This window comes from Vibrio rotiferianus, assembly GCF_002214395.1.
GTDB classification, from domain to species: domain Bacteria; phylum Pseudomonadota; class Gammaproteobacteria; order Enterobacterales; family Vibrionaceae; genus Vibrio; species Vibrio rotiferianus.
The window spans coordinates 1598885-1611318 of the sequence record NZ_CP018312.1 but is presented as its reverse complement, the minus strand read 5'-3'; the positions used below and the strand labels follow the sequence as shown (position 1 = coordinate 1611318).

At 42.8% G+C, this 12434-nt stretch carries 13 protein-coding genes and 1 riboswitch; of the genes, 4 read left to right on the top strand and 9 right to left on the bottom strand.

The window, feature by feature from the left end:
• Positions 1-154: 154 nt before the first annotated feature.
• From BSZ04_RS16700 to BSZ04_RS25290, 7 genes are all read right to left on the bottom strand, one after another.
• A complete protein-coding gene (locus BSZ04_RS16700) occupies positions 155-649 on the bottom strand; it encodes a LuxR C-terminal-related transcriptional regulator (RefSeq protein ID WP_231896327.1) in 495 nt (164 codons plus the stop codon).
• Positions 650-928: 279 nt separating this feature from the next.
• Positions 929-1807, bottom strand: coding sequence for a hypothetical protein (locus BSZ04_RS16695; RefSeq protein ID WP_088880893.1), 879 nt, complete (start codon positions 1805-1807; stop codon positions 929-931).
• Positions 1797-4277 (bottom strand): fimbria/pilus outer membrane usher protein, encoded by a 2481-nt coding sequence (locus BSZ04_RS16690; RefSeq protein ID WP_088880892.1) that lies wholly within the window; start codon positions 4275-4277, stop codon positions 1797-1799. Before BSZ04_RS16690 ends, BSZ04_RS16695 begins: the two co-directional genes overlap by 11 nt.
• Positions 4261-4935 carry a fimbria/pilus periplasmic chaperone gene (locus BSZ04_RS16685; RefSeq protein ID WP_231896326.1) on the bottom strand — a complete coding sequence of 225 codons (675 nt, stop codon included), beginning with the start codon at positions 4933-4935 and terminating at the stop codon, positions 4261-4263. Before BSZ04_RS16685 ends, BSZ04_RS16690 begins: the two co-directional genes overlap by 17 nt.
• An 11-nt stretch (positions 4936-4946) precedes the next feature.
• Entirely contained in the window at positions 4947-5651 is a 705-nt protein-coding gene (locus BSZ04_RS16680; RefSeq protein ID WP_071235457.1) for a fimbrial biogenesis chaperone, read from the bottom strand.
• Between the two features lie 85 nt (positions 5652-5736).
• Entirely contained in the window at positions 5737-6231 is a 495-nt protein-coding gene (locus tag BSZ04_RS16675) for a hypothetical protein (protein ID WP_010447818.1), read from the bottom strand.
• Positions 6232-6316: 85 nt separating this feature from the next.
• The gene (locus BSZ04_RS25290; RefSeq protein ID WP_231896325.1) at positions 6317-6811 is read right to left on the bottom strand and encodes a hypothetical protein; all 495 of its coding nucleotides are present in this window, start codon (positions 6809-6811) and stop codon (positions 6317-6319) included.
• A gap of 309 nt (positions 6812-7120) precedes the next feature.
• On the opposite strand from BSZ04_RS25290, the gene BSZ04_RS16665 reads away from it, so the two are divergent.
• Together BSZ04_RS16665 and BSZ04_RS16660 are read left to right on the top strand one after the other, a co-directional pair.
• A complete protein-coding gene (locus BSZ04_RS16665; RefSeq protein ID WP_010447822.1) occupies positions 7121-7756 on the top strand; it encodes a LysE family translocator in 636 nt (211 codons plus the stop codon).
• Positions 7756-8322, top strand: coding sequence for a threonine transporter RhtB (locus BSZ04_RS16660; protein WP_088880890.1), 567 nt, complete (start codon positions 7756-7758; stop codon positions 8320-8322). Before BSZ04_RS16665 ends, BSZ04_RS16660 begins: the two co-directional genes overlap by 1 nt.
• Before the next feature lie 51 nt (positions 8323-8373).
• Here BSZ04_RS16660 and BSZ04_RS16655 read toward each other — a convergent pair whose 3' ends face one another.
• Positions 8374-9750, bottom strand: a complete 1377-nt coding sequence (locus BSZ04_RS16655; RefSeq protein WP_010447826.1) for an alanine/glycine:cation symporter family protein — start codon at positions 9748-9750, stop codon at positions 8374-8376.
• 117 nt (positions 9751-9867) lie between these two features.
• Positions 9868-9969, bottom strand: a riboswitch (glycine riboswitch).
• Positions 9970-10498: 529 nt separating this feature from the next.
• On the opposite strand from BSZ04_RS16655, the gene BSZ04_RS25085 reads away from it, so the two are divergent.
• Positions 10499-10657, top strand: a complete 159-nt coding sequence (locus tag BSZ04_RS25085) for a hypothetical protein (protein WP_010447828.1) — start codon at positions 10499-10501, stop codon at positions 10655-10657.
• A 31-nt stretch (positions 10658-10688) separates the two neighbouring features.
• On the top strand, positions 10689-11423 hold the full coding sequence (locus BSZ04_RS16645) for a hypothetical protein (protein WP_010447830.1): 735 nt from the start codon (positions 10689-10691) through the stop codon (positions 11421-11423).
• 167 nt (positions 11424-11590) lie between these two features.
• Here the strand turns inward: BSZ04_RS16645 and BSZ04_RS16640 are convergent, their stop codons facing one another.
• The gene (locus tag BSZ04_RS16640; protein WP_038887163.1) at positions 11591-12052 is read right to left on the bottom strand and encodes a TetR family transcriptional regulator; all 462 of its coding nucleotides are present in this window, start codon (positions 12050-12052) and stop codon (positions 11591-11593) included.
• Positions 12053-12434: the final 382 nt, after the last annotated feature.

Genomic DNA, 12434 nt, shown 5'->3' with positions numbered 1-12434 from the left:
ATCAACAAATCACCGATAGCGAGATTATTTGAATTTACTATTTTTTAACAAATAATTCAGGTCTATTGTGCACAATTTCAGTAACTTGTATAGAGGTAGGATGCCTTTAGAGGGGGGGGGGGGGCAGTATGTGCGGTTAAGTACACCTAATACGTTAGTGTGGCTTAAATTCGTAATGAAACGGTTGGCTTGCTTTCTGAACGGCTTCTTTTCGGTTACTGACATTGAGTTTTTTGTACAGTTTATAAACGTGGGTCTTTACTGTGCTTTCCGCAACAAACAACTCTTCCGCGATTTGCAGGTTAGAATGCCCTTGAACGAGCCGATCAAGTATCTGCTTCTCACGTTTGGTTAGTGTTGAGCTGATATCCTGGGAGTTCATTGCATAAGGGCGAATGTCGCTGAGCATTTTTTCCATGACTTTTCTCGGTAGCCAGAGCTCTTGGTTTTCGACCGCTTGTATGCAGCGCGTTAAGTGCTCAATAGGGGCATCTTCATAAAGCATCCCCTTGAGATTTAAACTCGCAGCGAGTTTAAGCTCAACGATACCATTAGGTACGTCGTAAACGATCAGGTCTGCCTCCGCTGTGCAGGCAGAAATAAAGCCATGATAATCATACTTTTCTAATTGCGCGTAGGATACCAACACAATATCGAATTTGCCTTGGATAGTTAAGTTGCTGAAATCATGAATGCTTTTCCTTGTGAACTTATACTTATTACTTTTCTCTATTTCGCGGCGTAAAAACTGATTCTGTATACAATGATCTCCAACCAAAAGAACACTGGGTCTGCCGCTGTTGTTTGCCCTACCGTGCATGACTAGCCCCAAAATAGTAATTTTGTCTTAGCACTTAATGTTAACAATATCACCTTAGTTCACTGATATTGCCCTTGCCACTCTTTACTGTCTCATCATTGGGAATGCCTATGGTTGTTGTGAAAGAAGTGGCTCAATAGATATATCTAGAGTGTCGCTATACTTTCCTCCCGGTCTGTTGAACGTGTCACCAATGACAAAGTTAAGAGCAATCGGTAGCCCAGAAGTCATTTCACTTTTGTTCACTTGAGCCTCCAAAAGGTCTAAGTCAATCACTTGGCTATCAAACGAAAGTTGGTAATCGATGTCCCACTGTCCATCATTCGATTGATGCCTTAACTTCCCTTGGTGGCTAGAAGTAACGGTAATTTGATAAGGGCTGTTACTTTGAACCCATAAGTTTGGCGCATTACTGATCACTTTGTTTGAGTACAAGTTGCCCAAATCTAAGTCGTATTGCCTCTGAGTTAATCCATAAAATTGTATTTTTGCAATCGGGTTAACCGTGACATTCACCGTCGTAATTGCAGGTGATAATGGTGTTTGGTTCAACATTGAAGAATAAGCTAAAGCAAGCTGTAGTGTTCCGCTGTAGGAGCCTGCCTGGAGCCACTGCTTTGCTGGGTAACGCATTTGTATGATGGCCGAGGGCGATTGCTCTGTTAGTACAAATTGCCATTGGTTTGCAACGGACGTACCGTTGCCGCCAGCCCATGTAAATGCGAGAGTTTGCTGGTTACTGCCCGTTAATGTCGTCGTCACGTCTTCCATTTGCAGTGACATCTCAACATGACAATTTTCGCCTACAATATCTGCGGCAGCTTTATAAGAGTTGGTCATCGCATAAGGTCCATTGGCAAAGACATCATAGCTATAAGGCGTTGCAATAGGCTCAATGCTCAGTGAGTTTATTTGACAACCTACCACCGAATTGGATTGAAAGGCTGTAATAAGGGAAATCAGGTAAAAGGATGATCTAATCAACATAGAGCTCTCCCAGTCTTATCAGGACTTCTTGTTGTTCACTTAAATCAATGGTGACGGTTTGCTTTTGTTTGGTATCAAGTTCGAGTTTATAGCGCCCAGGTTTCAAGCCAGATATCGCAAATAAGCCATTTCTATTCGTAAAAAACTCAATTGGCAGCTGATTTCCCGTTCCTAAGTAGCTTGCTGTTCCTGCCACAAGAGGGATGGGGCTGCCACTTTGTCTATCTAAAAGAGTGCCTATAACGGTTAAGACGGCATCGGAACCAATCTGAAGGGTGTACCCTTGCTTGTTTCCGGGATTGAGCCAAAAGGCACCTTCTCCAAGATCATAGCCGGGAGGAAGATCCTCTACGTCGTAACTAATCAGCTGTGTGTTGTAGGCGACCAGATCCGGGATTAATACGTTATGTTGGTTAGTACTGTAGACGCGGGCGTAGTCACCATCTTTCGTTGGGTCTATCGCGATAGCGTTATCTTCCAAGCTTGAATGCTTGCTTACAACCGCAAATGCTTCACGTACAGGGCGGCCAATCGTAACAGAGGTTCCTGCAAAGGCGAGGGCACTACCAATTTCGATTCTTGTGGAGTGATTTCGTCTGTCCTCGTCTAGATCTTCAAGGCGTGAAGAGTGGTCCGCAATGAATTGGTATCGATTTGCGGCATAGTTAATGCCGAGGTCGACGCTAGAATCCGTCTCTCTGTCGGTAACGACAGATGCAAAACCAGATACCCCACCAGTATTGCCAACGTTGTTTTGATAGGTGTAGTCGAGCGAAGCTTGATCGACTTCAGTAGAGTATCGGCCGACGACGCGAGACTGTTTACTAAGCGGCCAACTCAGAGTTAGTGTTGTGTTGACTTCATCTGAGTCTACCTCATTATTCTGATAGTTTACGCGAGCACTCCAAGTAGCAGGTGTGCCAAAAAAAGGACCAGATAAGCTCGGGCTGACTGACCAATAATCATTGTTTTTATCGAGGCCAGAGCGATAGTTGAATGTCACTGCGGCTCTCAAACTATCGTAAATGTAAACAGCAGCAAAAGCTGACGCATAATGTGTGGTTAAATTTAATGGTGATTGGGTTGAGTCTAGGTCACTGACGCCAGAAAAATTCTCGGATTGATATTCGTAAACTAGGCTAAGTTGAGGCTGCCATGAATTGGCGTCAGAAAACTCAGCATCAAACGCCACTTTATAGGCGTGTCCATTGCCAAACTCGGGATGGTGGCTTTGGGAGCCAGAAAGTTCGGTAATGCCAAGAGAATTCGCAAATAGAGCAGAAAAGCCATATTGATACAGCTTTTCTCTTGTCTGAGCGTTAACACCGAGTGTTAACCAGGGTGTCACACCAAAATCTAGGTAACCATGAGCGAGTCTTTGATCTGACAAATAATCTATGGCGCCATTGTCGAAAAATGAAGGCGCACCATACATCAGGCTATATTCAAACTCTCCGCTGTCCAATAAGTCGTTACCTGTGGCAATCGAAAACTGGATGCGTTCTTGTTGACCGGATGAGTCAGTAATCACGAGTTCTACATCGTTCGTTCCTTGAGCCAAGGGGATGTCACTCAAGTTATAACTGCCTGCACCAAGCGTTAATCGTTGCACAACAATACCGTCAATCACAACGTCAACACTTGAGGTTCTTTGCAGCGTAAAAGACTGATTTGCTTTTGGTCGAACATTTCGGGTGGGGATAAGCGTAAAGTCTCGCGTAATGCCGAGCCCAAGAACGTCAGTGCCATCTTGAAAACTAGTGCCGGGATTGTACATGTCACCGACGACTAGCCTTGTTCCTTGGGTAGGGAAGTCGACATTGAGCCGCGTGCCTTCTCTATTGTATGTCGATTCTTTTTCAGAGCCATTTTCAAAGATGGACTCATACTCAATGTTAAGTAAACCAATGTTTAGGCCAGAATCTAGTCGAGAACTATAAAGGCTGGTTCTTGAGCTTTGCTCATCAAATGATTGGGTTTCATTTGCGTTTAGGAAAATGTTCAAATAACCACTGTAAAAGCTTGGCTCGTTGTAATTGTAATGATCGTTATTATCGGACAACGAGATTTGCTGTGTGAGGCTTAGCTCATTTGGGACGGCGATGATGCACTCTAGGGTTGAAAGATCGAACTGTAAGCCCAGTCCGACTTTTTCAAAGTCAACTTGTGTGAGCGTTTCAAGGTTGTTTACTTCACGAAGCCTCTGGATGGCTTGCTGTGAAACTGAAGAAGATAATAGATCTAGTGTGCTTTCTTTGGGTAATACAATGGAATCGTCTGCGGTGATGGTGATAGAAGCTTCACCGAGTACAGTATCACTGATCTTAACTAAAGAGACCAATTCGATATCCCTGCCAGTCGGGTTCAGAACGACTTCTCGACTATGGGAGACACTATTTGTTAGAAACAGTGAGAGTAGGGTCAGTAAGAAGAACTTCAATAATAAACTCAATTCATTGTTCTTTTCCATGATATAGACCGGCAGGTAAGGTTGAAGATGACGGTAACTTTATTAATGAATGAGGAGGTAAGAATTGCTGCCCAATTTCGTTTTGCAGCAGATCATTTGCCTCAGAATTTAACTCACCAAAACGAACGAGTGATGAAAATGTGTATCGAGAGCCTCTATTTTCAAGTGTAATGGCACCGAGTTCATCAATATGGGCGTATACATTGGGCCTTAATGTTTGGTCGAACACATGAACTAGCGCGTTATAATGTATATTTAAGTCAACGTTGGTTGTTACGTTATTGCTACGTTGAGTTTCTTCATTGTCTTTTACCTTAGCTTCACTAAATCGAATGAAATAACTCTCTGAATGATTAATAGGCTTACTCTTTAACCATTGCACTCGAAATGTTTGTTTTTTCCCCGGCATTAACATTGCTGCTGGTGGGAAAACTAAAATTTCTTCGTGATTGATATTATGAGTCGAGTATTTCCCATCTTCATTGAATACAATCTTTTTAACGGTCACTTCAATAGGTAATTTGATATTGGAGTTATTGGTGACAATCAACTGAGCATTATTACTCTTGCTTGTATTCAGCTCTAAAACTGTAGGTGAAATAATAATGGCTAACGATGGGTAGCTCACGAGTAATAGGAGAACGCCAAGTAGACTCATTATTCTCATTGTTATTCATCCTGATCGATCTCGATTGATACCTTAGATGCATCAAATCCATCCAGCGGCTGCATGTCAAAATAGCGTGTCGAATGTGGTAACACTAATGTCCCCGCTATCAGCTTACTAATGTCGATGCCCTTGAGGTATTTAGAATGGTTTCCATCAGTTACTCGCCAGTTAGTTTTCGTTAATCTGCCATAACTGTTTCCAGTATTTTCGACTTCAACGATCCACTTATTTTCCCCTTCTTGCACACTCTTAATATCAAGATCTGGTGCTGTATTCTTTGGTCTCACATTGACAAGTGTATTGAACTGGAGCAGTAACCCAAGTTGACCGTTGTTGCCATCACCTCGCTTAACCTCTACTTGCTTAACGGCAATACGATACGATTTTGATTGAGTGATCGATGGGTCGCCTAAGTATCGGATCATCACAGACTGGGAACGACCTGGTTCAATAATGGCGGTTACGGGTATGACAAGTAACTCGTCATCCGCTGCTCGGATGGTTTCTTTTCCGTGCTCATCCATTGTCATAGAAAAAGGATAGAGCTCAACGGTGAGGGGCGCTCGGGAGGTGTTGTCTATACGCATGGACATCTGTGCTCGTTTGCCGAGAGGTTCCATTTCTGCAACCATAGGCTCGACTTTATAAGCGTGTGCATAAGAACAAACTAAAGATAGTACTACTAAATTTATCCAACGAGACATGTTGAGCTCCATCAAGTTCATCGGTGTTGCTGTTGTTATAGGGAGGCCCGTGCCTAAGCCTCCCATTGGGGGGGAAGAATATCGATTAGTTTGATGTGATATTCACAGTTAACGTATCAGAGTAGCCGCCAGCCCAAGCCGCTGTTTCAGTCGTTGCTACCGTTAAGGTCGCGCCAACACCACCTGCCAACGTTGATGAACCAGGGTAGGCAACATCTACCGATACATCATTAAGACCAGGACCACCAGGTGCATTCAAAACCAGAGGAGACAAACCGGTAGGAGTAAACGTAGCTGTGTATTCCAGCGCAAAGTCCTCATTATCATCAGATTCCAAACCACCTTCTGAGCTGGTTAGAGAAACGGTTGCACCATCAACATCATTACATTGCATACCCAGGTTGAGGGATACAGTTTGAATATTCGTTACATCGCCGAAATCAAGAAGTTGAGTAGCAAGCCCTGTAACTTCACAAACAGGTGAAACATAACCAACTAATTGAACATCGCCCGGTGCAGCATTGACCTGAGTACCAAATAAAGCAGTAATTGCTGCTGCGCAAATCGTTAGTTTTTTCATAAGAAGATTCCTTTAACTCAAGAGATAACATTCATGTTTAGCTCAAATCCTGCCGAGCTAGCTTTTCTGCGAAATTGCAGATTTCCTACTTCGTGACGTTATTTATTGATGGGTAGATATCAATTTCAATGACGTCTTTATAATAGCCTGCGTATAGCAAGCCATGCTCAAGCGTTACTCCTAGTTCCCCAATAGTGGAAAAAGGAATAGCGCCAAAACTGTCAATTTGTACTGGTGTGGTAATGTCCTCACTGTTTAACTCTGTAGCGATATTTATTGAGCTAACATCCAAATTGATGGAATAATGAGTGAGGTTTACAAGTTCATTATCTTCGTGTTTAAGACCGCCGTATTTTGAACTAATAGTAAGCACTATTGGTTGGTTGCAATATATGTCAAAAGGTAGTGTTCTTGATATTTCATCAGAAAAGTCCATAGTGTCATTAGAACCAAAATTTACTTCACATTGATCACCGATATAACCAGATATATTCATCGATAAGCTGTCAGCTTGGACATATCCCAACATCCAAAACTGGGAAATCGTGAAATAAATCAAATTAGCTTTGAGTCGGCACATCTGACGTCCTTTGTGAATTAATACGTTTGAACTAACAAAACTATAAGTCTCCCTATGAATAATGAAGTAGTAAACAAGTTGGAAGCGATACATAAAAGTTGTAGATATAGTTGTAGTTTTGCATTTTTCTGGTGAATTAACTCAAGGTTGAGAGCAGGGGTAAGCAACTGATGCAGAGGCCGTTGCCATGGAAAATGGCCATTTTCATTGGTGGGGTAGAGGCTTTACATGCTGATTTATAAAAATGGACTTGCAGAACACACTGATTGGCGGTATTGATGGGTAATTCTCAATAACTCAATCAATGATATGGATATTTTAAATTTTGAGGCCTTTTTGGTTGCCATTACCATTTTGACCTTAACGCCTGGTTTGGATACTGCTTTGGTGATCCGTAATACCAGTCGCTCTGGACTGAAAGATGGTTGCACGACCAGTTTAGGGATTTGTTTTGGGCTGTTTGTGCACGCTTTTTTCTCAGCGGTTGGTATCTCTGCCATTCTTGCGCAATCTGCGGAGCTTTTCCAAACCGTGAAAATGATTGGCGCGGCGTACTTGATATGGCTGGGTCTTAGTAGTTTAAGAGCATTGATGAAGGCCAATGGTGGTATTGCAGTCTCAGAGCAAGTTCATCAGGCCTACAGTGGGAAACGATCTTTTCGAGAAGGTTTTCTTTCTAACGTATTGAATCCGAAAACTGCCGTATTTTATCTTGCGTTCTTGCCGCAGTTTGTGAACCCAGAAGGTTCACCGTTGTTACAGTCGATGACGATGGCGATGATTCATTTTATGATTGCGATGGTTTGGCAGTGTGGTTTGGCCGGAGCACTTAATTCGGCGAAGAGCTTGCTGAAAAATGCGCGCTTTATGAAGTGGATGGAAGGGGCAACGGGTGCGGTATTAGTTGTTCTTGGTGTTAAGTTACTAGTAGAAAAGCCAGTCTAATGCGTTTACTTATTCAATTGATATTAATTCTCCTCCTTTTTCTGGCTGCGATGGTTGGCGCTGTCGCTTGGAAAGCCGTACCGCAGCTTCAATTTGAACAGAGAGACATGGACTGGCAGTGGCATTGGTCATACTTCCATCCGTTTTCAAATGGTATCCAACAAGCTAGAACACAAGACACAAAGCAGCTTTTACTAAGGCGCGTCTATCTAGAAGAGTCATTGGTTATTTATGTTATGACGACACTGGACAATAAGTTTGAAATTGATGTGGTCAAAGAGAAGAGTTGTAAGCCTGACTCTAGCATTTGGGCCATGGTATCGATTAACAACGAACCCGCATCCCATGTTCCTATGGTGTGCGACAGTAGCGGTGAAACCTACTTTCATCGTCATGTCAGACCTAAGCTTGTGTCGCTTGAGTTTGGCGTAGAAAAAGCAGTTATCAATGAAGACTTTAAACAGTGGCCTATTGATGACATTAAAGTCGATCAGTTTAAACAACAACACTCGTCGTTTTTTGAAAAGCAAGGGGAAGAAGTCGAACACCAATGGCTGAGAGATTAGCAAAATAAAAAAGCCCGCTGAAATCAGCGGGCTTAAAGTTTCTAACTCAGTTTATGCTTTTACTGCATCAAAATCATCAGATTGAGACGAGGATTTGAAGAATAGCTTCGTCTCTTCCAACACAACATGGCGTAGAGCAATCAAACCAATCAGGTTAGGGATTGCCATCAAACCATTCACAATATCAGCCAGAAGCCAAATCATGTCTAAGTGAAGGAAAGCTCCTGAAGCTACCAAACCAACGAAAATCAGTTTGTATGGTAGCACAGCTTTAGTACCGAACAGGAATACCACACAACGCTCACCGTAGTAGTTCCAACCAAGAATGGTGGTAAACGCGAAGAACATCAGGCCGATAGACACCAGCATTGGACCGAATGTCTCAGCATTCAAGCCTACAGCAAATGCGTGCGTTGTCATCGCTGCACCAGAGAAGTCACTTTGCCAAGCGCCAGTAAGGATCAAGGCTAGACCAGTCATAGTACAAATGATGATGGTATCGAAGAAGGTACCCGTCATTGAAATCAGACCTTGTTTAACACAAGAGTCTGTTTTCGCTGCCGCAGCTGCCATCGGTGCACTACCCAAACCAGATTCGTTTGAGAATACACCGCGAGCGATACCTGACTGGATGGCTAGCATAATGCTTGCACCCAAGAAACCACCTGTCGCTGCGGTTGAAGTGAAGGCAGACACCAATACCAACTCAACGGCGTTTAGCAATTGGTCAGCGTTCATGATGATCACGCTCAAACAAGCCAGTACGTAAAATACTGCCATTGCCGGAACCACTTTACCTGCAACACTCGCGATGGATTTAATGCCACCCAAAGTGACAAACGCAACCAATAGAGTCAGGATGAAAGCAGCAAGTTCACGGTTTACACCGAGAGAAATTTCGCTGGCATCAAGAATCGCGTTCACTTGAGGGAAGGTACCGATACCAAAACACGCTACACCCAGTGCAAATACCGCAAACATGATCGCAAGCGCTTTCGAGCCAACACCATATTGTAGGTAGTACATAGGGCCACCAATCATTTGGCCTTTGTCGTCAACGCGGCGGTATTTCACCGCAAGAAGACACTCCGCGTATTTGGTTGCCATTCCGAATAGAGCGGCAAGCCACATCCAGAATAGGGCACCAGGGCCACCAAGTTTGATTGCGGTAGCAACACCAACGATGTTACCTGTACCAATTGTTGCAGACAGCGCAGTACACAGCGCAGCAAAGCTAGAAACGTCACCCTGTTTATCAGATGACTTATCTTTACGAAATACCATCGCTAATGCAGTCGGTAGGTGCTTAAACTGGATCAAGCCTAGGCTAAAAGTGAAGTAAACACCGGTTCCCACAAGCAAAAGTAGCAGTGGTGGACCCCAGACAAAGTTATCAATGGTTTGAAGTAAAGATTGTAGGTCGTTCATGATTTCCCCTTAATAAAACAACTAATAAGGAGAAGAGGGAAAGGACGAGATCAAAGATCTCTAATAGAGCCAAGCTATTTAAAGTAGGCGGGAACGCCAAATAGTTAGGTTGTTACTTTCCACTCCTCTGTCCTTTTGCCTGAGAGTTTCACCCTACACAAATGTGTAGGACTTGCTCCTTCGGCGACCGATTTAACGGTTCTCTCCAGAGGTTCCTCCAACTACAGTCCCCGCTACCTAAGTAGCACCTGAAATAGTTAATTCTTCGGCGAGTTACCCTAACTAAATGTTAAGATTTAGTTAATAACCACTCTCCTGCAGTCTTCATCGGAACATTTACTCAATCAAATGAGTAAAGGTTAGTTAATGATGCTGGTCACCATTAACGTGTGAACTCTATCATGTTTTGTTACCATTTCAACACCAAATGAAGATTTATTTTCAATACATTATGCGGATGTTGTGGCTTTGATTTCATAGGTTTGTCGATTAATTAAACAAATTACGTGCAATTGCGTTTATTCTTGGTGTGTATGGAAGGTCGGGGAAGGATTCTAGGGCGCGATGGGGTTTCGATTGGCTGATGATATGTTGTTCAAATTAGAACATTAATTTGATCAAAACGGGAGCAATCGCTTTAAATTCTACGCTATGTTGACCGTATGCTCCGTAGAAATAGGTTACAATGAGTTTTTGCGAGACTGTCTATGGAGTCAGATAGGTTCTCAGAGTTGGACAAGGAGGCAGTATGACCAGATTGTTAGCCATTGCAGTATTGGTGGCGTTAGCGTTTGTGTTATTTCGTTATCGTACCAATGAAAAAGTCCAAAAAGCGACCGTCATTACCTTGATTGGCGCATTCTTAATTTATACCGCATCAATCATGATTGCGGAACTCACTCGCTAGCAAATCAGTAGATCCCTTGGAGTAAGATACGGTGACTTCTCAGAACAATATTGAAGATCAAGACGAAGTAGTTGTCATTGAGGAGCGCGATAAGCGTACTCATATTTATATTGCGATTGCGGCAGTGTTGGGTCTGGCATTTGGTGGTTTAGCTGGCTCGGCAATGACAGCGAGCAAGTGGGAGTCCACGTATCAAGTGTTGGAAGAAAAGTACCAAGCACTGACACAAGACAAAACTGACTTGGTCTCTCAAGTAAAAACACGTGAAGCGAGCCTAGATCAAGAAGTTGATGCAAAAGTAGCGACACTGTTGGCAGAGAAAGAAGAAGCTCATAAAGCCGAATTAAAAGCACTTCAAGAACAGTTAACCGAAGTCGAAAAAGTGAATCTTGCACTTGAATCACAAGTGAAAGAGCAGAAAAACAAATTAAGCAGCACCAAGAATGAAAACGACAAGTTGAATCGCCAAGCCGATATGCAAGCGACGATGTTCGAGCGTTCTCGAGAGGTGTTCCGCAAAGAATTACAAATATCGCAAGAGCTTGAGTCTCTTGAGAAAGAGCGCGAAGCACTATTGCCTAAAATTGAGAAGCTAAAGAAAGAGTGTGATGTTTTCTTAGAAGGCAAATCTTGGGATGTGAAATCTGACGCCTGTGATAAGCACGATGAAGCAAACTCTCGTCTAAGCCAAGTTGACCAGCTTATTGAAGTCAATAAAATGGACTTAAAGCAGATTAAAGATATTACTGAAGATATGGGTTTATAGCACCATCGCTTCGGTAGTGAACCACCTATTAAAAAGGAGCTCACTGAGCTCCTTTGCTGTATCTAATACCGTCTTAGTAAATAATCACTAATCAAAAATGTTAGCCTTGTTTCAGACGTTTTTCCTGCGCTAATTCCAGTCAGTTACTTACTGTGATTGGTATAATTTTACGCTTTCCCTATTTTCATAAGCGTTAACCCTATCAGCCATTCAATAGTCTTATAACATGGTTGGCTGAGCTTATAAGCGACTAAGCTCTCTACCTGAGAGGTTAGCTCATAAACGTAAGGTTGATGATGTCTGCCTATCGTCATTTGGAAAGCGAGGCGCCATATCGCCAAGAACTGACCGTCTTCGAGAGCTTTCTGCCAACTCGCTATAAACACAGTCTCATTCTTTGAGAGATCTAACTTTTCAACCATCAGCTTGAGTAGGCGACCTTGCAGCGCACATGGAATATCTACTTTCTTTGCAAAGTGGTGGCTGATCCCCGTCCTCGATATCCCTGTCTGCTCACTCAACGTTGTGTAAGACATTTTCTCGTAACCAAGCGTTATCAATTGCTCTGTTGCAACATCGAGAATGGTGTTGATGGTGATTTGGGTATCTTCTTGTGTTCGGCGCGCCATAACTATTGCCAGTGTTGTGATTAAAAAAAGATACTACCACTTATCGTCCGCCATTCCATATCGGAAACCTAATATTGACGTTGTTCGCATGAGAAATGCGCATAACTGGCCATAAAAATAGCCAAGGTAACAACTTGTTTACATTTGCTTGTAGTGTGTAAATTGCTGATGGATATGATAATGCATTGATATAGCTCGCTTTCCGTATAATTGTCGTAAACGTTTGCTATTGCAAAATTGTGTGTAACACAAATTTTACAACTGCCGTTTAAAACTGCGTAAAGCCAGATTTCCACTCATGTATTCCAATTTTTCTCCTCCTGCGCCAAGTTAGAAATATCGAACGAGAACGCATGTTCAAATACAGCAATGACATAAGGAG